The sequence below is a fragment of the Exiguobacterium sp. s91 genome, from assembly GCF_018618915.1.
In the GTDB taxonomy this organism is placed as follows: Bacteria; Bacillota; Bacilli; order Exiguobacteriales; family Exiguobacteriaceae; genus Exiguobacterium_A; species Exiguobacterium_A abrahamii.
On record NZ_JACSMZ010000001.1, the window covers coordinates 693,151 to 715,123 of the forward strand.

General features: G+C 49.9%; 21 protein-coding genes, 1 pseudogene and 1 other annotated feature. Of the genes and pseudogenes, 20 read left to right on the plus strand and 2 right to left on the minus strand.

The genetic code is table 11. The features are described 5' to 3' along the window. The 9 genes from KNQ06_RS03395 to KNQ06_RS03435 all read left to right on the plus strand — a co-directional run bounded on the left by KNQ06_RS03395 (position 1) and on the right by KNQ06_RS03435 (position 7,226). Positions 1–675 (plus strand): septum site-determining protein MinC, encoded by a 675-nt coding sequence (locus KNQ06_RS03395; protein ID WP_035406484.1) that lies wholly within the window; start codon positions 1–3, stop codon positions 673–675. A gap of 50 nt (positions 676–725) precedes the next feature. Beyond that, complete coding sequence (gene minD / locus KNQ06_RS03400; RefSeq protein ID WP_029342255.1) at positions 726–1,529, plus strand: septum site-determining protein MinD; 804 nt, start codon at positions 726–728, stop codon at positions 1,527–1,529. A gap of 63 nt (positions 1,530–1,592) precedes the next feature. Then, entirely contained in the window at positions 1,593–2,933 is a 1,341-nt protein-coding gene (locus KNQ06_RS03405; protein ID WP_215147337.1) for a ribonuclease E/G, read from the plus strand. A gap of 74 nt (positions 2,934–3,007) precedes the next feature. Continuing rightward, positions 3,008–3,077: a sequence feature (ribosomal protein L21 leader region), on the plus strand. 15 nt (positions 3,078–3,092) lie between these two features. Beyond that, the gene (gene rplU / locus KNQ06_RS03410) at positions 3,093–3,401 is read left to right on the plus strand and encodes a 50S ribosomal protein L21 (protein ID WP_012370978.1); all 309 of its coding nucleotides are present in this window, start codon (positions 3,093–3,095) and stop codon (positions 3,399–3,401) included. A 3-nt stretch (positions 3,402–3,404) separates the two neighbouring features. Further along, positions 3,405–3,743, plus strand: coding sequence for a ribosomal-processing cysteine protease Prp (locus tag KNQ06_RS03415; RefSeq protein WP_023468945.1), 339 nt, complete (start codon positions 3,405–3,407; stop codon positions 3,741–3,743). 14 nt (positions 3,744–3,757) lie between these two features. Further along, positions 3,758–4,036, plus strand: coding sequence for a 50S ribosomal protein L27 (gene rpmA / locus KNQ06_RS03420; RefSeq protein ID WP_012370976.1), 279 nt, complete (start codon positions 3,758–3,760; stop codon positions 4,034–4,036). Between the two features lie 68 nt (positions 4,037–4,104). Then, positions 4,105–4,587, plus strand: coding sequence for a Spo0B domain-containing protein (locus tag KNQ06_RS03425; protein ID WP_215147339.1), 483 nt, complete (start codon positions 4,105–4,107; stop codon positions 4,585–4,587). 15 nt (positions 4,588–4,602) lie between these two features. Continuing rightward, complete coding sequence (gene obgE / locus KNQ06_RS03430; protein WP_149427670.1) at positions 4,603–5,898, plus strand: GTPase ObgE; 1,296 nt, start codon at positions 4,603–4,605, stop codon at positions 5,896–5,898. Positions 5,899–5,951: 53 nt separating this feature from the next. Beyond that, on the plus strand, positions 5,952–7,226 hold the full coding sequence (locus tag KNQ06_RS03435; protein WP_251133471.1) for a hemolysin family protein: 1,275 nt from the start codon (positions 5,952–5,954) through the stop codon (positions 7,224–7,226). A 41-nt stretch (positions 7,227–7,267) separates the two neighbouring features. On the opposite strand, the gene KNQ06_RS03440 is transcribed toward KNQ06_RS03435, so the two are convergent. Beyond that, positions 7,268–7,810 (minus strand): transcription repressor NadR, encoded by a 543-nt coding sequence (locus KNQ06_RS03440; protein ID WP_133207575.1) that lies wholly within the window; start codon positions 7,808–7,810, stop codon positions 7,268–7,270. Positions 7,811–7,834: 24 nt separating this feature from the next. Beyond that, on the minus strand, positions 7,835–8,917 hold the full coding sequence (locus KNQ06_RS03445; protein WP_215147343.1) for a cysteine desulfurase family protein: 1,083 nt from the start codon (positions 8,915–8,917) through the stop codon (positions 7,835–7,837). 98 nt (positions 8,918–9,015) lie between these two features. Here KNQ06_RS03445 and KNQ06_RS03450 point away from each other — a divergent pair, with 98 nt between their 5' ends. From KNQ06_RS03450 to KNQ06_RS03505, 11 genes and pseudogenes are all read left to right on the plus strand, one after another. Continuing rightward, entirely contained in the window at positions 9,016–10,485 is a 1,470-nt protein-coding gene (locus KNQ06_RS03450) for an L-aspartate oxidase (RefSeq protein ID WP_215147345.1), read from the plus strand. Next, the gene (gene nadC, locus KNQ06_RS03455; protein ID WP_215147348.1) at positions 10,409–11,251 is read left to right on the plus strand and encodes a carboxylating nicotinate-nucleotide diphosphorylase; all 843 of its coding nucleotides are present in this window, start codon (positions 10,409–10,411) and stop codon (positions 11,249–11,251) included. Before KNQ06_RS03450 ends, nadC begins: the two co-directional genes overlap by 77 nt. Continuing rightward, positions 11,241–12,338, plus strand: a complete 1,098-nt coding sequence (nadA, locus tag KNQ06_RS03460) for a quinolinate synthase NadA (RefSeq protein ID WP_215147350.1) — start codon at positions 11,241–11,243, stop codon at positions 12,336–12,338. Before nadC ends, nadA begins: the two co-directional genes overlap by 11 nt. A gap of 163 nt (positions 12,339–12,501) precedes the next feature. Next, complete coding sequence (gene ruvA, locus KNQ06_RS03465) at positions 12,502–13,095, plus strand: Holliday junction branch migration protein RuvA (protein ID WP_023468936.1); 594 nt, start codon at positions 12,502–12,504, stop codon at positions 13,093–13,095. A gap of 4 nt (positions 13,096–13,099) precedes the next feature. Next, positions 13,100–14,095 (plus strand): Holliday junction branch migration DNA helicase RuvB, encoded by a 996-nt coding sequence (gene ruvB / locus KNQ06_RS03470; RefSeq protein WP_023468935.1) that lies wholly within the window; start codon positions 13,100–13,102, stop codon positions 14,093–14,095. A gap of 4 nt (positions 14,096–14,099) precedes the next feature. Further along, the gene (gene queA, locus KNQ06_RS03475; RefSeq protein ID WP_023468934.1) at positions 14,100–15,140 is read left to right on the plus strand and encodes a tRNA preQ1(34) S-adenosylmethionine ribosyltransferase-isomerase QueA; all 1,041 of its coding nucleotides are present in this window, start codon (positions 14,100–14,102) and stop codon (positions 15,138–15,140) included. Continuing rightward, positions 15,140–16,285, plus strand: coding sequence for a tRNA guanosine(34) transglycosylase Tgt (tgt, locus tag KNQ06_RS03480; RefSeq protein WP_029342245.1), 1,146 nt, complete (start codon positions 15,140–15,142; stop codon positions 16,283–16,285). Before queA ends, tgt begins: the two co-directional genes overlap by 1 nt. Before the next feature lie 71 nt (positions 16,286–16,356). Then, a complete protein-coding gene (gene yajC / locus KNQ06_RS03485) occupies positions 16,357–16,647 on the plus strand; it encodes a preprotein translocase subunit YajC (RefSeq protein WP_029342244.1) in 291 nt (96 codons plus the stop codon). Between the two features lie 153 nt (positions 16,648–16,800). Next, positions 16,801–19,012: pseudogene (secD, locus tag KNQ06_RS16950) on the plus strand (protein translocase subunit SecD). A gap of 72 nt (positions 19,013–19,084) precedes the next feature. After that, on the plus strand, positions 19,085–21,394 hold the full coding sequence (gene recJ / locus KNQ06_RS03500) for a single-stranded-DNA-specific exonuclease RecJ (protein WP_215147352.1): 2,310 nt from the start codon (positions 19,085–19,087) through the stop codon (positions 21,392–21,394). Continuing rightward, positions 21,373–21,891 carry an adenine phosphoribosyltransferase gene (locus KNQ06_RS03505; RefSeq protein WP_023468928.1) on the plus strand — a complete coding sequence of 173 codons (519 nt, stop codon included), beginning with the start codon at positions 21,373–21,375 and terminating at the stop codon, positions 21,889–21,891. Before recJ ends, KNQ06_RS03505 begins: the two co-directional genes overlap by 22 nt. Positions 21,892–21,973: the final 82 nt, after the last annotated feature.

The following is a 21,973-nucleotide window of genomic DNA, read 5'->3' on the forward strand; positions in this document are numbered from 1 at the left end:
ATGATTGAGCGTAAACGTTATGTAACGATGAAAGGTCATCGTGGTGGCCTCGCCGTCTATGTGAATGAAAGGTGCAGTGTGGATGAATTTCTTGACGATTTAGAGTTGACGCTTGCGGACAAATCCGTCGAGAACGGACGCGCCGTACCGATCACCTTCTTCTTCGGTCGACGTTATGTCGATGAAGGGGTGTTGACGGCCGTCGAATCTATCGTCGCGCGACATGATTCCTTCTCTTTCAAAGGCTATGATAGTGAGTGCATCACGAAGGACGAGGCAAAAGCCTTGTACGGAGAGCGAACGTTTCATTACTTCGGTGGAACGGCACGCAGTGGGCACGTATTAGACGTCGAAGGATCGATCGTCATCATCGGAGATATCAATCCGGGTGCGGTCGTCCATGCGACAGGAAGTATCTATTGTCTCGGTGCTTTACGTGGTACCGTTCATGCAGGTAAAGGTGGCAATACGGAAGCCGTCATCGCTGCGAGTGTATTGCAACCGAAATGGGTCGCAGTCGCTGGCACCGTCCACGAAGAACCGGACGACGCACCGATTCCTGCTCTCGATATGGGTTGTGCATTTTTAGGCGAAGACGGGGTGGAATTCTCCCGCCTTCAAACCGTTCCGCTCGCGCGGATGGATCAGTTTGCGATTGATAGTGAAAGAGGGTGACGGATATGGAACAAGTGAAAGAACAGGTACATATGGAGGCGAAGACGAACATGGGACGCGCCATCGTCGTCACATCCGGTAAAGGTGGCGTCGGAAAGACAACGACGACTGCAAACATCGGAACAGCACTTGCATTGATGGGACATTCCGTTTGCCTCGTTGATACGGATATCGGGTTACGTAATCTGGATATCGTGCTTGGTCTCGATAACCGGAGTATCTATAACATCGTTGACGTCGTGACAGGGCAATGTAAGTTGCACCAAGCGCTCGTCCGCGATAAACGTTTTGAAGAGATGTATCTGTTGCCTGCTGCTCAATCAAAGGATAAGTCCTCCGTCACACCCGAACAGGTGAAGGCAATCATCGATACACTGAAACTCGAATACGACTTCGTCTTGATCGATTGCCCTGCCGGAATCGAACAAGGCTTCATGAATGCGATCGCTGGAGCCGATGAAGCCGTCGTCGTGACGACACCGGAAAAAGCAGCCGTTCAAGATGCGGACCGGATCATCGGGATGCTCGAGCGCTCAGAACGAAACATCGTTCCGAAACTCGTCATCAACCGGGTACGTTCACACATGATGGCATCAGGTGATATGCTCGACATCGATGAAATCATGCGTATCCTTTCGATCGATCTGCTTGGTCTGATCATCGATGATGAAGAAGTCATCGCCGCTTCCCACCGTGGTGTGCCTGTGACGATGAATCCGGATAACCGGGCTGGACTCGGCTACCGGAACATTGCTCGCCGGATTCTCGGAGAATCTGTACCACTGCTTGATTTAAATGAACAACCGCAAAAAGGCTTCTTCGTCAAATTGAAGAAGATGCTTGGGATGAAATAAGAATGGGAAATTAGACTAGGACGACATCGTCGCGCCTAGTCTAATTTTTTTGGAGGGATCAGTATGCGATGGATTAGTGAACAGACCGCTTCGCTTGAACGATTGGCATTGGTCGAAGGCGGTCGATTAATTGAATATCATGAGCGGATGCGCGATGAGATCCGGGTTGGCACTTTCGTCTATGCCAAGGTCGACCGGTTGCATCCGACGCTCGGAGCAGCCTTTTTGATTGCGACTGACGGCACACCGCTTTACTTACCGCTGAATGAAACGGTGGAAGCACTTCGTCGCTATCCGGACGTACCGACGATCGGACAAGCCGTCCAGGTCGGACAGACGTTACTCGTCCAGGTCGTCAAGGAAGGAGTCGCACCGAAACAACACAAAGTGACGCAGAACATCACCTATGGTGGACGTTATCTCGTTTATTTCCCGTACGGGCGACGCATCCGTTTCAGTCGAAAGCTGGATCTCGTCGTTCAGCGTCAACTGGCGGAGCAATTGACGACGACGGACGAAGAGGGGATTCTCTACCGGACGGAGGCAGCAAAAGCATCAATTGACGAATTGAAGCAAGAGCTTCAGTCATTACGGACACGACATAAAGAACTTTTGCAGGCACCGCGTCTTGAACAAGACGAGGCACTGATCGTTCAAGAAGCAAAACGACTTCCACATGTCACCGATGCGCTCGTCATGACGCGTCAGGAAAAGGAACGCCTGGAATTGCTTGGTCTGTCCGTCGAACGGTCGCTACGAAAAGGACGCTTACCTGAGATGGAAGCGATCGATGGCGCAATCGAGAAGGCGATGCAACGGGTCGTCTGGCTTGACGGGGGAGCGTATCTCTTGATTGAAGAGGTCGAGACGATGACTGTCATCGACGTCAACAGTGGGAAGACGATCTCCGTCAAGGAACAAAAGCGGACGTTTGATCAAATCAATGAAGCGGCTGCCGTCGAAGTCATGCGCCAATTACGGTTGCGCAACATTAGCGGTATGATTGCGATCGATTTTTTACGTGGCTCTAGTAAAGGTCAGACACGGGTGACGCAACTCCTCAAAGAACGAGCGGCGCTCGAGACGAAACAAATCGAAGTCTATGGCTTTACGAAGATGGGCTTATGCGAACTGACACGACAACGTCACGGGAAATCGCTACAGGAACGCTCACAGGAATCCGGACAGTGGACGCGATTGAGTGTCTATCGCTTGATTGAACCGAAGTTACTTGAGATTGCGACCTATGCGGAAGCGGTCGTGATTCGCGCACCACGGCATCTGTTGCAAGACGAATTCATCTCTCGTCAACCGCTCGAAGTCCATGTGCTCGAAGGCGATCCAGCGGTCCTGTTCACGGGGTCGTCACAGGACTGTCTCGATTTCATCAAGCGATCGGAATAATCCTTCAGAACAGCATTGACAAGGTAGAAGAACGTTTGGTATTCTGAATAACGTTAGTTCGTTTGGAAGCACCCAAATGACTACAACCGCACAGACCGGGTTTTAAAGCATCCGCTGCCCGTGATGGCGAGTCTGAGTTCCTAAGAGGAGGTGCACGTAATGTACGCAATTATCAAAACTGGTGGTAAACAAGTCAAAGTTGAAGCTGGCCAAGAAATCTACGTTGAGAAATTAAACGCAGACGTCGACAGCACAGTTGAATTTGGTGAAGTATTGATCCTTGGTGGTGACGATGTTAAAGTCGGCGCTCCACTCGTAGAAGGTGCGAAGGTCGTAGCAACGGTCATCAAACACGCTCGCGCGAAAAAGATCACTGTCTTCAAAATGAAAGCGAAAAAGAACTACCGTCGTAAGCAAGGTCACCGTCAACCTTACACGAAGGTCCGCATCGAGAAAATCGAAGCGTAAGCCATGATACGTGTCAAGATTCGACGAGATGAAGCGGAACTCGTCCGCTCCATCGAAGTGACAGGACATGCCGAGTTCGCAGAACCAGGTCTCGACCTTGTCTGTGCCGGCGTCTCGTCGGTGATCTTCGGGGCATACAATGCCATAGAAGCATTACTCGGGCAGGTCCTGCTCCTTGAAATGGCAGAACAACAAGAGGGTGGCTACTTTTATGTAGAACCGTACGCTGACTTAGCACCGGATGTCAGTGAGCGCACCCAATTGTTACTGGAAGCGACTTTGGTCCAACTTGGTACCATCGCTGAAAGTTACGGTGAGTTTATCCAACTTGAACAAGTATAGGAGGTGGATTCCACATGTTGAAACTTAATCTTCAGTTCTTCGCATCGAAAAAAGGGGTAGGTTCGACAAAGAACGGTCGTGACTCGCAATCGAAACGCCTTGGGGCGAAACGTGCAGACGGTCAAACTGTTTCTGCTGGTTCAATCCTCTACCGTCAACGCGGTACGAAGATTCACCCAGGTATGAACGTCGGACGTGGTGGCGATGATACACTTTTCGCAACTGCAACTGGTGTCGTTCGTTTCGAACGTCTCGGACGCGACAAGAAACAAGTCAGCGTTTACCCAGCATAAGGATCGACGAAGCAGACTCTAGCCACTTTCGAGGGTTAGGGTCTGTTTTTTTTAGGAGGGAACGACCGATGGAGGAACAGCAGGTACTTGATCTTTTGAAGACTCTTCGTCACGAGTGGTTGAACCGGATACAACTCGTCCGTTCGTATGGCGCGATCGGAGACGAACAAGCAGTCGAGTCGATCTGTTCGGCGTACCGGGAGCAAGCATCACGGGAAGGACGTCTAGCGCGAATCGGATTGCCGAAAACCGCACTGGCGTTACTGCAAGCTGAATGGTCAGGCAAAACTGTGACGTATGATGTCATCGGAGCACCCCACATGGAAGATAAGCGGCTGAAGCAACTCGTCGAAGCGGCCATCGCCATGATTGATGTAGGAGTAGGAGAAGTATCCGTGACCTTCCACGAGGGCGTGACCATCGAGATCTATCGGGATCTACTAGATATGTCGCGCCTTGAGGATCTAGTGACGCCGATGGAAATCGAGTCGCAGACGGAAAATGAGTGTGTGATTGAGATTGAAAGTCTTCCGTTTGAGGAAGAGAAGTAAGAGGAGGGATCCGACATGTTTGTCGATCAGGTAAATATTTATGTAAAAGCAGGTGACGGAGGACGTGGGCAAGTAGCGTTCCGTCGCGAGAAATACGTTCCGGACGGCGGTCCTGCTGGCGGTGACGGTGGTCACGGGGCTCACGTCGTCCTCGAAGTCGACGAAGGGCTTCGGACATTGATGGACTTCCGTTACAAACGCCACTTTAAAGCGGTTCAAGGTGAAAACGGTATGTCAAAAGGGATGCACGGTCGTAAAGCCGAGCACCTAATCGTCAAGGTCCCACCCGGTACAGTCGTCTACGATGATGATACGAATGCGGTCATCGCTGACCTCGTCCATCACGGACAACAAGCGATCGTCGCAAAAGGTGGACGTGGCGGACGTGGAAATACACGTTTTGCGACACCAGCCAACCCAGCACCTGAGCATGCTGAAAACGGTGAGCCAGGAGAAGAGAAGTACTTGAAACTTGAGCTGAAGATGCTAGCAGACGTCGGTCTCGTCGGTTTCCCAAGCGTCGGAAAATCAACGATGTTATCCGTCGTTTCAGCCGCACGTCCGAAAATCGGCGCATATCACTTCACGACGATCACACCGAACATCGGTGTCGTCGAAACGGAAGATAGCCGTAGTTTCGTCATGGCTGACTTGCCAGGATTGATCGAAGGTGCAAGTGAAGGTGTCGGACTCGGTCACCAGTTCCTCCGTCACGTCGAACGGACGAAAGTCATCGTCCACGTCATCGACATGAGCGGGATGGAAGGTCGCGATCCAATCGAAGACTACAACATCATCAATAAAGAACTCGCGGACTATAATCTCCGCTTAACAGAACGTCCGCAAGTCGTCGTCGCGAACAAGATGGACATGCCAGATGCGGCAGAACATCTTGAAGCCTTCAAGGAAGCTTTCCCAGAGCTTGAAGTATTCGAGATTTCAGCAGCAACACGTCAAGGTTTACGCGATCTGTTATTCCGAATCGCTGACCTCGTCGATGCAACACCAGAATTCGGTCTTGAGGAACTCGAAGAGAAAACAGCGACACCACGTGTCGTCTACGGTTACGAAGCACCAGAAGCTGGCTTTACGATCACGAAAGATGAAGACGATTGCTTCGTCATCAAAGGACCACGCATCGAAAAACTCTTCACGATGACGAACTTCATGCGTGAAGAATCGATTAAACGTTTCGCTCGGACACTGCGTCAAATGGGTGTCGACGAAGAGTTGCGTCGTCTTGGTGCGATCGACGGCGACGTCGTTCGAATCCGTGATTTCGAGTTCGAATTCGTCGAGTCATCATTCTAAGCGGTTCATTCCATTAGGAAACGGAGTGTGAAAGCATCGTGGACCCATTGCCCATGATTTCAGTCGTTTGGTTAATTCCGATTCTCATGTTATCCGCGTTCTTTTCCTCAGCCGAGACAGCACTCGCGAGTGTCAATCGGTTGCGGTTGTTGCACCAATCAGAAGCAGGGGACGCGCGTGCGTCCCGTGTGTTTCGCTTACTTCAACGTTACGAAGAGACACTGACTTCGATTTTGATTGGGAATACGATCGTCAACGTCGCCTTTATCTTATTTGGTGGTTGGTGGATCATTCAGTTCGTCGAGACGATAGCGACACAAACCGTTGCCTTTCTCGCGCTGTTCTTTTTGATGCTATTGTTTGGAGAATTGATTCCGAAGTCGTATGCCCGTGAGCATACGGAACGTTACGTGTTATTAATCGGACGTCCGCTTCGTTTCTTCTTACTGTGCTTTCGACCGCTCGTTTTTCTGTTACTCCGCTTACGTCAGTTTGCGCTTCGGTTGATTGGAGCAGATCCGAAAGGACCGCTCGTGACCGAACAGGAACTCAAGGCACTCGTTGATATCAGTCAGGAAGAGGGGATCATGGGGCTTGCAGAGGCGGAACTCGTTCACCAAGCGGTTGATTTTCAACATGTGACGGTTGAGGATGCACTGACACCACGCATGGATATTCAGGCAATCGATATTGATGCGCGGCTTGAAGACATCCTTGCAGAGGTCCAGAAGGGTGGCTATTCTCGTCTACCGGTCTATAAGGATTCGATTGATCACGTCATCGGTGTATTATCGGAGCGGGACTTTCTGCGTGCATACGTGAAGAACGGCTCCGTTGATATCCGAGAATGGATTCGACCGGTATCGTTCGTCGTACCACAGACACGATTGATGGATTTATTACCGGAACTCAAAGTCAAACAGTCACATATGGCAGTCGTCCTTGATGAATTCGGAGGGACGGCAGGTCTGATCACCCTTGAGGATATTTTAGAAGAAATCGTCGGGGAGATTTGGGATGAACACGATGAATCATTGGAATATACGAAACGGATTGGTCCAGAGCAATACGAATGTCTAGCAGAGTATGACATTGAAGACTTCTGTCAGCAATTTCAATTGACGATGCCGGACACGGACGCCCAGTCTCTTGGGGGATGGATCATGGAGGAAAGCGGACAATTGCCGGACGTCGGAACGGCGATGCGTTATGAACGTGTCACGTTGACCGTCTTGCATATCGAAAACCGACGCGTCCGCAAAGTCTTAGCAACGTTCGATCCGCCATCTACGATGCCGGAGACACGACTTGAACCGATTGAACGATAAAAAAACCGCTTATTCCTTTGGAATAGGCGGTTTTTGTATGTTCAGACATCGAGCTCCGAAACGAGAATTCCGAGACGATCGAGTTTCGCAATGGCTGCTTCCAGTGCTTCTTCATGCTCCGCTTCCAGTGTATGAATATGGACTCCGTCCGTCAGGCTCGAGAGTGGAGTGGCTTGCGTCTCCTTTAGCTGCTCTAGCAGTACGCGGACATCTCGGCGGCTTTTCAGCATCAATTCTCCAGTGATGAAGCCGTAGACGGGATGTTCGATGATGACATCGCGGACGACGACCCCTTCGTCAACGATGGCGTCACACTCATCCTTTAACTGATCGATGCCGTGACGGCAAACGATCTTGCGACGTAATTTTGAACCGTCGACTTCCGGATCATTGATGAAATAGCCACGAGCTGTCGCGATGACAGGATATCCTTTTGCCTTTAACAATGATAAATCCTGCACGATCACTTGGCGACTGACACCTGCTTGTTTCGCCAGTGCCGTTCCTGTGACAGGTTGCTCACTTTCCTCAATCATACGAAGTAATGATTTCCGGCGTTCTTCTCCGGAGATGCGTTTCCCCATCATGTCTCCTACCTTTCTCCAGTGTCATGAAATTGTGTTCAACACATCAATGCACTGTTCGATTTCTTCGTTCGTCGTGTGTCTTCCAAAACTGAGTCGAATCAACCCATGAGCCGCTGATTCGTCAAAGCCGATGGCACGTAATGTCGCATTCGGACCGTTTTCTCCAGCCCGACAGGCACTACCAGCGGAAACCGCGATTCCAGCACGATTCAAGGCGAGCAACGCGTATTGACCGTCCCGTTGCTTCGTATGGATGGCGCAGATGGAAGCGAGTTGCGTCGGCGACTCAATCATCGTGTAACGAGACGAAGACAATGTTTTTTTTAGCATACCACGAAATCGACGGCTTGAAGCTTGGATTCCTGGATTTTCTAATCGAGACGCCTCACAGGCAGCGATGAACGCGGCAATTCCTGGAACGTCTACTGTGCCTGGACGGATTCCGAATTCGTGGTGTCCCTCGTAATAAGGGCTGAAGAGTGGACGCCGCAAATACAGGGCACCCAATCCTTTTGGTCCATACACTTTATGACTACTCATCGTGTAGGCATCAAAAGCGTCGATGTTGATTGCATCTTTTAAAAATCCTTGGACACCATCGCAATGAAACAGAATCCCGCGCGATTGACAGTATGCTGCGATCCGTTCGACCGGAAAACGAAATCCCGTATCCGAATTGACATGTTGAATCGAGACAACACCGATTTCGTCCGTACAAGCTGCGACGAACTGTTCCCAATCGAACGTTCCGTCCGGTAATAAAGAAAGGTGTCGTGTTTCTTGTGCCCAGCGTGCAAGCGGAAGCAAGACCGAGTCGTGTTCACATTGAAGTGTCAAGACAACTGATTTGTTACTCTGTCGCATCAGATGTGTCAAAGCAATATAATTCGCTTCTGATCCACTCCCTGTATAGATGACGGTTCCTTCTTGTTGAGCCAATTGTTGCATCAGATACTGACGGGCTCGTTCGAGTAAACGTTCAGCGTTCCCACCGATGTCATGAAGAGAAGAACTGTTGCCGTAGAACGACTGAGCGGCTTGTTGATAATGATCGAGTGCTTGTGGATGCAGCGGAGTCGTCGCTGCGTAATCGAGATAGATCATGAAAAAATCCTGTCCTTTCGTCTTGTCACTCAGCTAAAAGTATGCCAAACTTATTGTCAAGTCAATAGTAAACATTTAGATATAGAGGTGTAAAACATATGTCTTTACATAAAAGGCTTGAGACGGATGTGTTGATCATTGGAACGGGACTTGCCGCAATTTCAGTCGCCCTGCATCTTCCATCAGGGATGGACGCATTACTCGTCTCGAAAGATTCGCGGTTTGAGACGAATTCCGTCCGAGCACAAGGTGGGATTGCTTCCGCTTATGCAGAATTCAATCATCGTGGTCACTTTGAAGATACGTGCCAAGCAGCAAAAGGGCGTATCAATCCGTCCGTCGTCGATTACGTCACCCGATCGGGAACCGAGGCGATGGAATTTTTGTTACGACAAGGCGTTCCATTCGATCAGTCCGAAGGAGAGTTTTTGCTCGGTCGTGAAGGAGCACATCGTTTGCCTCGGATTTATCACTCTGGCGGCGACGAGACTGGTAAACGGATCATGGAGACGTTGATGCCGCAAGTACCATTTCCGATTCTCGAGCAGACACGTATCACAGAGTTGATTCAAGTAAATGGGCAGGTAGTAGGTGCAGTCGGATATAGCCATGGAGAGCCGATCGAGATTGTGGCGCGCGCAACGATTCTCGCGACCGGTGGAGTGGGTGGATTATTCGCGGCGTCGACGAATGATCCATCGATTCAAGGAGACGGGATTGCGCTCGCCTTTGAAGCGGGGGCGACGATTCGTGATCTCGGTTATATTCAGCACCATCCGACGGTACTCGTTCATGCAGGTCGTTCGGAAGGTTTGATCACGGAAGCATTGCGAGGTGCAGGAGCGACGCTTGTAACGAAAAATGGCGACCGGATTATGGCGGATCATCCGATGCAAGATTTAGCGGCGCGAGATGAAGTCGCAAAACGAATCCATGAGGTGCGAAAACGTGAACCAGTCTATCTCGATACGTCAAAAGTCATCGATCGGACAAAACGGTTTCCAACGTTTGTTAAAAAATGTGAAAAACTGAACATAAATCCGGATCTCGTTGAAATCGCACCAGGCATTCATTTCTTAATGGGCGGGATCGAAACGGATCTGACGGGGCAGACGCATGTCGAAGGACTTTACGCGGTCGGCGAGACAGCATCGATTGGACTACACGGTCGAAATCGTCTGGCGTCGAACTCGCTCCTTGAATGTGTCGTCATGGGGAAAGCAGTAGCAGAACAGCTTAAGTTGTTACCGGAACTTTTAGTCAAACAAGTCAAACGACGCCCAGGAACACTTCGTTCCGTAACAGACCGTCTATCACAGGTCATTAGTGTCGAAATGGATGTTAAGCAAATAGAAGATAGTTTAGAAGAGTTAAAAAGCTGGACATTAGACGAATCCGGACAGGAAGCAGAAGAGAATCGATTACGTCACGTAACGGCATGTCTGTTGCTTGAAGGAGCAAGGAGTCGGTTGACAGGAGAGGATGAGAACGTTGAACAAGTGGCAGTTACGGCAACAACTGGAAGCATTTTTAATCGAGGACATCGGACAGTGGGATATCACAAGTGAAGGATGTCTGACGGGACAAGAACGTGGGACCGGTCGTTTTCTAGCAAAGGAAGACGGTGTCTTTTGCGGAGTCGACATCATTCGGGAGATGGCACATCTCTTACAAGTCGACGTGACGATTCATGTAGCGGAAGGGACGATCGTCACGCGAGGAACACTCCTTGCCGAGTGGTCTGGTTCGTTACAGGACATTTTAAGCGGAGAACGGGTCGCCTTGAACCTAGTGCAACGCTTATCCGGGATTGCGACGAAGACACGTCAAGCGGTCGAGGTAGCAGCAGGACGAATCCGAATCGCGGATACACGAAAGACGACCCCTGGATTACGAATGCTCGAAAAACATGCCGTTCGCGTCGGGGGTGGATATAGTCATCGCGGACGTCTCGATGACGCTGTCATGATCAAGGACAACCACATCACAGTAGCGGGATCGATTACGGAAGCGGTGACGCGAGCAAAACGTGTCGCGGGACATACGACACCAATCGAAGTTGAAGTCGAGACGGAAGCGGAAGTGCTTGAGGCAGTGGCTGCAGAAGTCGATATCATCATGCTCGATAATCGGACGCCAGCAGAAATTAAACAGCTCCGGCAATTGATTCCACCGCATATCACAATCGAACTATCCGGTGGGATCACGGTAGACACATTATCGGACTTCGCGGATAGCGGAGCAGACGTCATCTCACTTGGAGCACTTACTCATTCAGCAACAGCACTCGATATCAGCATGAAAATCGAAGGAGGAAAAAAAGATGTCATTTGATCTATTACGTCACGAGGGAATTCCAGCGTCATACTTACAGCAATCAGAAGCAGACTTGATCGCGATCATCGAAGGGGTCAAAGCACGGATGGGCAGTCGCTTATTCTTACCTGCCCACCACTATCAAAAAGATGAAGTCGTCCAGTTCGCGGATGCGACGGGAGATTCGCTCCAGCTCGCGCAAGTCGCGAAGCAGATGACAGAAGCGGAATATACAGTCTTTTGTGGTGTTCACTTCATGGCAGAGACGGCAGACATGCTGACGGATGCGTCACATACGGTCGTTTTGCCTGACATGCGTGCTGGTTGTTCGATGGCGGATATGGCGAACGATACACAAACGGAGCGTGCCTTTACGATCTTGACGAAACGGTTCGGGGAGTCGATTTTACCGTTGACGTATGTCAATTCGACGGCAGCCATCAAAGCATTCGTCGGTCGTCACGGTGGGGCGACGGTGACGTCATCGAACGCTGTCCAGATGGTCGAGTGGGCGCTTGCTGAACGCGACATCTTATTCTTCTTGCCGGATCAACACCTCGGTCGCAATACGGCGCACGCACTCGGAATTCCGTTAGAACAGATGGCGATTTGGGATCCGATCAAGGATGAACTCGTTTTTGATGGGGAGGACCAGGACGTCCGCGTCATCTTATGGAAAGGACACTGTTCGGTCCATGAGAAATTCACGGTCGGTCAGATTGAACAGTTCCGCAAGACGGATCCGGAGCGAAAGATTCTCGTCCACCCGGAATGCTCGCATGAAGTCGTGACGGCGTCAGATCTCAACGGATCAACGGCGTACATCATTCAACAAATCGAACAGGCTGCCCCGGGAACGAAGTGGGCGATCGGAACAGAGATGAACCTCGTCAATCGCCTCGCGTCGACTCATCCGGAACTCGATATCGTATCACTCAATCCGTTCATGTGTCCGTGTCTGACGATGAACCGGATCGACTTACCGCACTTGGCGTGGGCGCTCGAACAAGTCGAAGCAGGTGACCCGGTCAACGTCATTAAAGTCGACGCAGAGACGACGCGGCATGCCGTGTTGGCACTCGAACGGATGCTTGCGCGTTCATAAAAATAAAGGGGAGAGCGTGGTCGTGCGAACGATCACGCTTTTTTGTCTTCTGATCGAGAGAGCGAACGTATGTGTTGATTTTTGCTGAAGAACGCTTTGAAGCCAAACGAAGATGTATGCTACAATAACACGAGAGTTTGTTTAAGGATGGGAGCGTTCCACATTGATAGAATTCGTACGCGGCGAAGTCGCTTATGTCTGTGCGGAATTCGTGACGGTAGAAGTTGGCGGGATTGGCTACAAGATCGTAGCACCGAACCCGTTTTTTTATCGGACCGGAGACGAACAGATCATCGTATATACGTATCATTATGTCCGTGAGGACCAAGAAGTCTTATTTGGATTCCGTTCCCGTCGTGAGCGTGCCTTGTTCACGAAGTTGCTCGGTGTCACAGGAATCGGACCTAAAGGAGCGCTCGCAATCGTCGCATCAGGGAATGTCGATGCGCTCGTTGAAGCGATTGAACAAGAGAAAGAAAGTTATCTCGTTAAATTCCCAGGTGTCGGCAAGAAAACAGCGAAGCAAATGACGCTCGACCTAAAAGGAAAGTTAGCCGAGCTCGCACCGGATTACGTACCGAGCGAAGGCTTGTTCGCACAAGGCAATGCTGAGCTGAATGAAGCTTGTGAAGCTCTGACGGCGCTTGGTTACAGTGATCGAGAAGTCGAGAAAGTCAAAAAAGCGTTGCAGGCAGAAGTCCTGTCGACAGATCAATATGTCAAACGGGCACTCCAGTTGTTATTGAATGTGAGGTGAGGACATGGAAGAGCGCATTTTGTCAGAATCCGCCCATGCGGAAGATCAAGAAGAGTGGAGTCTGCGTCCTCAGACGCTCGAGCAATATATCGGGCAGGAGAAAGCAAAAGGAAATTTAAGTGTCTTCATCGAGGCGGCAAAAATTCGTCAGGAAACACTCGATCACGTGCTTCTCTATGGTCCTCCGGGTCTCGGGAAGACGACGCTTGCGACAATCATCGCAAACGAGATGGGAGTCGGCATCAAGACGACAGCCGGTCCTGCGATTGAACGACCGGGTGATTTAGCTGCTATTCTCTCATCACTGGAACCGGGTGATGTCCTCTTCATCGACGAGATTCATCGATTGAGTCGATCAATCGAAGAGATTCTGTATCCGGCGATGGAGGATTATTGTCTCGATATCGTCATCGGTCAAGGGGAACTCGCACGCAGTGTTCGAATTGATTTACCACCGTTTACGCTCGTCGGAGCGACGACACGTGCGGGGATGCTATCGGCACCGCTCCGCGATCGTTTTGGCGTGACGCTGAAGCTTGAATATTATACGATGTCAGAGTTGTCTGCTATCGTGACCCGGACGTCACGATTGTTCGGATTCGAAGCGGATCGTCTTGCAGCAGAAGCCATCGCGCTTCGTTCACGTGGAACACCACGTGTCGCGAACCGATTGTTACGGCGTGTCCGTGATTTCGCTCAAGTCGCCCATCAAACCGAGATCGATGCCGTGCTCGCGACAAGTGCACTTGATCGTTTGCATGTCGATGCGCTTGGGCTCGACGATGTCGACCATCGTTTACTACGATCGCTTGCAGAACGGTTTGCCGGTGGTCCGGTCGGTCTTGAGACAATCGCTGCAACGATTGGTGAAGATGCGCAGACGATTGAGGATGTATATGAACCATATCTACTGCAACAAGGCTTTTTACAACGTACTCCGCGCGGACGTGTCTTAACACCGTTCGCCCGCCAACATTTAGGACTGAAAGAAGGAAATTGAACCAATGGATGTAAACTTATTTGATTTTCATTTACCAGAAGAACAAATTGCCCAAGTGCCATTGCTCGACCGGACGAGTTCGAAATTGATGGTTCTCGATCGGGAGACGGGTGCGATTCAGCATCAACACTTCCATGATATCGTCGACCACTTCCGCGAAGGTGATACACTCGTCATCAACGATACGAAAGTTTTACCAGCACGTCTCTTTGGTGTGAAGGAAGAGACGGGTGGGAAGATCGAATTGTTACTCTTGAAGCAAACGAGTGACGATGTCTGGGAAACACTGGCGAAACCGGCAAAACGCGTCAAACCAGGAACGATTTTGTCGTTTGGTGACGGGTTACTCCGTGCTGAGTGCGTCGAAGCACTTGAAGACGGGGGACGAATCCTGAAGTTTTTCTATGACGGCATTTTCTATGAAGTGCTCGACCAACTCGGAACGATGCCACTGCCACCGTACATTCATGAACAACTCGAGGATCAAGATCGTTACCAGACGGTCTATGCTCGGGAACGCGGAAGTGCGGCAGCACCGACGGCCGGTCTTCACTTCACACCGGAATTGCTCGAAGCGCTTAAAGCGAAAGGCGTCCGGATCGCACCGTTGACGCTACATGTAGGACTTGGCACATTCCGTCCTGTCTCGGTCGACGACGTCGATAGTCACAAGATGCACAGTGAGTACTACGAACTGCCGGAAAGTTCAGCAGCCTTGCTACGCGAAACACGGAAACAAGGCGGACGAATCATCGCGGTCGGGACGACATCGACACGGACGCTTGAAACGGTCATCCGTGACCATGGCGACTTCGTCGAAGCAACGGGCTGGACGGACATCTTCATCTTTCCGGGTCAGGAAGTCAAAGGGATTGATGGTCTGATCACGAACTTCCACTTACCGAAATCAACATTGATCATGCTCGTGTCCGCATTATCGACACGGGAACACATTTTGCATGCCTATGAAGAAGCAGTCGCGAACGGCTATCGTTTCTTTAGCTTCGGTGATGCGATGTTCTTAACGAGAGAGGAACGAAACTAATGACAAAACACGCGGTAACATACGAACATATCAAGACATGTAAACAATCCGGAGCGCGGTTAGGAATCGTCCACACGCCGCACGGTAGTTTTGAAACACCGGTCTTCATGCCGGTCGGAACGCAAGCGACGGTCAAGACGATGGCACCGGAACAAATCAAGGACATGAACGCGAACATCATCCTCGCGAACACGTACCACCTCTGGGTGCGTCCAGGACATGATGTCATCAAGGAAGCGGGCGGTCTGCATAAATTCATGAACTGGGATGGCGCGATTCTGACGGACTCAGGTGGTTTCCAAGTCTTCTCACTTGCTGATCTTCGGAACATTTCTGAGGAGGGTGTTCATTTCCGTAACCACTTGAACGGGGACAAATTGTTCTTGTCACCGGAAAAAGCGATGGAAATCCAAAATGCACTCGGTTCAGATATCATGATGGCGTTTGATGAATGCCCACCGTACCCAGCTTCTCACGAGTACATGAAAGCATCCGTCGAACGAACGAGCCGCTGGGCAGAACGTTGTCTTGCTGCGCATGAACGTCCACACGATCAAGCGTTGTTCGGTATCATCCAAGGTGGAGAATACGAAGACTTACGTCGTCAAAGTGCAAAAGACCTCGTTGCCCTTGATTTCCCTGGTTATGCGGTCGGTGGTCTATCAGTCGGAGAGCCAAAAGACGTCATGTACCGTGCGCTCGAATTCACGACACCACTCATGCCGGAAGACAAACCACGTTATTTGATGGGCGTCGGTTCACCGGACGCATTGATCGAGGGTGCGATCCGCGGAATCGATATGTTCGACTGTGTCTTACCGACACGGATCGCACGAAACGGCACATTGATGACATCACAAGGACGTCTCGTCGTCCGGAACGCGAAGTATGCACGTGATTTCCGTCCGCTCGATGAGAAATGTGATTGCTACGCGTGTAAGAACTACTCGCGTTCGTATATCCATCACTTGATCCGTGCGCAAGAAACGTTCGGTCTGCATCTGTGTTCGACACACAATCTTCACTTCCTCGTCAAGTTGATGGAAGGCGTTCGCCAAGCGATTCGTGAGGATCGTCTGCTCGATTTCAAGGAAGAATTTTTCGAAGAATACGGTTACAATTTACCGAACGCAAAGAATTTCTAACAAATCGTCTGACAAATCAATTCTTTCACGGTATAATGAACGTGATTTGAATGATAAAGGAGCTGAATCAGATGGAAGGCTTAATCACATTCCTCCCGATGATCTTGATCTTCGTGGTGTTCTATTTCTTGTTGATCCGTCCACAGAACAAACGCCAGAAGCAAGTGCGTCAGATGCAAAATGAACTCTCACGCGGCGACTCGATCGTTACGATCGGTGGTCTTCACGGGGTTGTCCAAAAAGTTGACGACATGACGGTGACATTGAAGTCAGGTAATGCACAATTGACATTCAACCGAAGTGCTGTCGCAGAAGTGACGAAAAAATCAACGACTGTCATGGACGACGAAACTGTCGAATAAGGCATTGAAAAGGCGCTTTCCGGATTCCGGAGCGTCTTTTCTGTTTATATATGAGAAAAACGTTTGCTAAGATTACCATTTCTTTTGTAAGCTAGGGTAGGAGAACAAAGTTGTCTGAAAATATACTGGGAACTAGAGAAAGGACAATGTAGCATGATCAAGAAAGGGAAACTTGCCACATTCTTCATCGTCGTCATCGCGTTGCTCGTACTGATCGGTACGACATCGTCATGGTTGTTGAAGGATACGAAGCTCGGCCTTGACCTTAAGGGTGGCTTCGAAGTCTTGTATGAAGTACAACCGCTGAAAGAAGGAGACGTCATCGATCAAAATGCGATGAGTGCAACGCTGACGGCAATCGAGAACCGTGTCAACGTCCTCGGTGTCTCTGAACCAGACATCCGGATCGAAGGCGATAACCGGATTCGCGTTCAGCTTGCTGGCGTCAAGGATCAGACGGAAGCGCGTCAAATCCTCTCTTCGACAGCACAATTGTCATTCCGTGACATCAACGATAAGTTGTTGCTTGACGGATCAGACTTAAAAGCCAAAGGGGCAAAAGTCGGGTATGATCCGAACACGAATGAACCACTCGTTGAGTTGACGATGAAATCAAAAGAGAAATTCTATGAAGTGACACAAAAAGTCTCACAAATGCAACCACCTGCGAATCGTCTCGTCATCTGGCTCGATTATGAGAAAGGCGATTCGTATGAAAAAGAAATTCAAAAAGCAAACTCGAAAATCGTCTCGGATGCATCGGTCACACAACCGATCAATTCGGATAAAGCGATCATTTCTGGTGGCGATATCGATGCCGAGTACGGGAAACAATTATCGTCGATCCTAAACGCCGGTGCATTACCGGTCAAACTCGAGGAAATCTACTCGACATCGGTCTCTGCTGCTTTTGGACAAGACGCACTTGATCAGACGCTCTTCGCGTCAGCGATTGGTGTAGCTGCGGTCTTCTTGTTCATGCTCTTGTTCTACCGGATCTCTGGATTCGTTTCGATCATTACGTTGCTGTTCTACATCTATCTCGTCATGATCTTCTTTAACGGGATCAATGCCGTCCTCACGTTACCGGGGATTGCGGCACTCGTTCTTGGAGTCGGGATGGCGGTCGATGCGAATATCATCACTGCTGAGCGGATCAAGGATGAATTACGAAGTGGTAAATCTGTCTTGTCCGCATTCAAAGCCGGTAACCGTCGTTCGTTCGGTACGATTCTTGATGCCAACTTGACGACGTTGATCTCTGCTGGCGTGTTGTACTACTTTGGTACAAGTACGGTCAAAGGATTCGCCATCATGTTGATGGTTTCGATCGCCGTCACGTTCGTCACGAACGTCTTTGTCTCACGTTACCTGATGCAACTCCTTGTCAGTAGCCGATGGTTCGATAAGAAGAAATCATGGTTCGGTGTAAAGGAGAGTGAAATCCGTGAGCTTTAATCCTACGAAATTCGATTACGTCAAACATCGTAAAATCTATTTCGCAATCACGATCGCGCTTGTCATCGTGTCGGTCCTCTTGTTGTCGTTCCGTGGTCTGAACCTCGGGATCGACTTCACGCAAGGAACGCGTGTTGAGATTTCTTCTGAGAATCAAATCAAGGAAGCGGACGTCCGCTCTGTCATTGAAGATGCCGGGATTGATGCGGAAGAAATCGATGGTATTCAATTCGCTCAAGGCGGAAAGTTAGCGAACGTCACGTTCGTTGGTGAATTCAGCCAACAGCAGATTTCTGAAATGAAACAAACGATTGAAGCCAAATACAAAAAAGAACCAAGCATTTCGACAGTTTCGGCGCAAGTTGGTCAAGAAATCGCGCGTAACGCGATTTATGCGGTCTTACTCGCGTCACTCGGGATCGTCATCTACGTCTCATTCCGGTTCCAACCGCTCTACGGGATTGCGACAGTACTCGCATTGCTACATGATGCATTGATGATCATCGCTTTCTTCTCGCTGTTCCAGATCGAAGTCAATCTGTACTTCATCGCAGCCGTCTTGACGATCATCGGTTACTCGGTCAACGATACGATCGTTACGTTCGACAGGGTACGAGAAAATCTCGGACTTGCTGAAAAAGGTGGACGGAAAGTCTCATTTGATGAATTGGCACACATCGTCAATGAATCGATTCAACAGACGATCATTCGCTCGATCAATACGGTCGTCACGGTCATCATGACGGCAGCGGCACTCTACATCTTCGGTAGCGAAGCAATCCGTGGATTCAGTCTCGCCCTGCTCGTCGGGTTGATCATGGGAATGTATTCTTCGATCTTCATCGCCGCGCAGCTCTGGCTCGTCATGAAAGGTCGGACACTTGGTCGTACAAAACGCGCTTCTTAAAAGAGTATCCGCATCAGCTATCGCTGGTGCGGATTTTCAATTATAATGGGGAAGTTGATTGGAGGGTTTGAGATGTACCATGCTAAAAAAACATGGCTTGATAAAGTCATCGATTCAGAACAAATCGAACAATTGACGGCGGATGGCACGATCTCACCGCACGTCGCACAACTACTTGTCCAACGGGGATTCACGACTCGTGAAGCCGCCCGTGATTTTTTAGAGACGGATCAAATGACATTCCATGATCCATTTGCTTTTAAAGACATGCCAAAAGTCGTCGAACGGATTCAACGTGCCGTCAACGAAGGCGAAATGATTTTGATTTATGGTGATTATGACGTCGACGGCGTGAGTTCCGCTGCGATTCTCTGGCACGCCTTGATTGAAATCGGAGGAATGGCAGAGTGTTATATCCCGAACCGATTCACGGAAGGCTATGGACCAAACGAAGCCGCGTTTCGCTGGGCAGCGGAAGAAGGGTTCAGCCTCGTCATCACCGTCGACTGTGGGATTTCCGGCATCCACGAAGCAGTTGTCCTCAAGGAACTCGGTGTCGACTTAATCATTACCGATCACCATGAAGCAAAAGAAACGTTACCTGATGCCTTTGCCTTAATTCATCCGGGTGTCGACTCAGATTATCCATTCTCAAAACTTGCTGGGGCAGGCGTTGCTTTTAAAGTCGCGCATGCACTGCTTGACCGGGAACCCGTCGAGTTACTCGATCTTGCGGTGCTCGGAACGATTGCCGATCTCGTACCGCTCGTCGGAGAGAACAGGTTGCTTGCGATTCGCGGCATCGAGGCGCTGAATGCAAGTGAACGTCCGGGTATCCTTGCGTTACGTGACGTCTGTAGTTTGACGGAAGACGAACTGACGGAAGAATCGGTCGGATTTGCATTCGGTCCGCGGATTAATGCGGCAGGTCGTCTGGATTCAGCGATGCCAGCGCTTGAGATGTTACTAGCGGAAAGCAAGGACGAGGCACTTCATCTCGCGAAACAACTCGACCAACAAAATAAACAACGTCAAGATATCGTCAAGCAGATTGCAGAGGAAGCAACGGCGCTTGTCGAAGAATGTTTTAAAGAGGACCGCGTGCTCGTCGTCGATGCGGCAGACTGGAATCCAGGTGTCGTCGGGATCGTTGCCTCGCGACTCGTTGAAAAATATCATCGTCCCGTCATCATGCTGTGTCACGATGCTGAAAAAGGAACAGCGAAAGGATCTGGACGTTCAATCCCTGCCTTCGATCTCTTCGCTGAACTGACGAAATGTGAAGATATCTTGCCGCATTTCGGAGGACATCCCGCTGCTGCTGGTATGACGCTCTCTTCCGATGACGTCGAGGCGTTACGTCAACGTTTGAATGAACAAGCCAGTACGTTGCCAGACGATGCCTTCATCGCGACAATCGATGTCGATTTACGTCTACAGGTCAGCGATGTCTCGATTCAGTTGATTGAGGATATTCAGCGACTCGCGCCGTTCGGGATGGGAAATCCTGCGCCACGAATCGTCATCGAGCAAGCGAAGATCCGTGATATGAAACGGATCGGTCGTGATTTGACGCATGTCAAAGCACTATTATCAGGCGACGGGAAGGAACTCGATGCGATCGGCTTCGGCTTCGGCGACCTCGTCGATGAAGTCTCGACTTTATCGGAGATTCACTTGATGGGCAGTCTGAACATCAATGAATGGAATGGGTTCCGTAAACCACAATTGATGATTCAAGATGTCGCTGTCGAAGATGTTCAAGTGTTCGATTACCGTGGGGGGAAGCGACCGCTGAGCGAACTATTCGCGTTACCGCATGAGACGACGACATTCGTTGCCTTTACTGATGAGGTGAAGGAGAAGTACGCGGAACGTCCGTTGAACGGACCGATTCGCCAAAACATCGTCTTCCTCGATCTACCGGAAGAAGAAGCGGCATTTTATCCATACGTCCAACAGGCAGAGCGGATTTATTGTGCCTTTAAGGACGAGGGCTATTATTTTGAGACGATTCCGTCGCGCGAGGACTTCAAGCATTACTTCCAGTATTTCGCGAAATGTCCACGTGACGAGCTCCGGATTGGTCTCGTACGTTTGTCGAAATCGCGAAAATGGACGAAACGATCGATTAACTTTATGCATTCGGTATTCTCGGAACTTGATTTTCTTGTTACAATGGAGGACGGGCTGCCGGGTGTGAACCCAAATGCTGCAAAACGAGATCTGACGGAAGCTCCGACGTACCAGCGTCATGAAGCGCGTCAAGAGCTCGAGCAACAATACATTTATTCGTCACTCGCTCAGTTGAAAGAGCGTTTTGATACTTTGGTAGAAGCGGCGAAGCAGGAGGAAAAGACATGGAGTTCAAACAGCATATAAAAGAGGTCGAAAACTGGCCGAAAGAAGGAATCAGTTTCAAAGACATCACATCACTCATGCAGAACGGACCAGTGTACAAACAATCGGTTGATGCACTCGTCGAATATGCACGCAGTAAAGGTGCTGATGTCATCGCGGGTCCAGAAGCACGTGGATTCGTCGTTGGTTGCCCAGCCGCTTACGCGATGGAAATAGGATTCGTACCTGTCCGTAAAGAAGGAAAGTTACCACGTGAGACAGTCCGTGTCGAGTATGGTCTTGAGTACGGAAAAGACGTCTTGACGATGCATGAAGATGCGATTCAACCAGGACAACGCGTCGTCATCCTTGACGACTTGCTTGCAACAGGTGGTACGATCGAAGCGACGATCCAAATGATTGAAAAATTAGGCGGAACGGTTGCCGGAATCGGATTCTTGATTGAACTCGATGGTCTTGGTGGACGTGAGAAACTCGAAGGATACGACGTTCTCTCATTGATTCGCTACGAAGACTAAAGCATATATACTCTCTTGGTAGATGGTGACCAAGGGGGTATTTCTTTTTATTTTGACATATTCTCAAGATTTCACGATAATA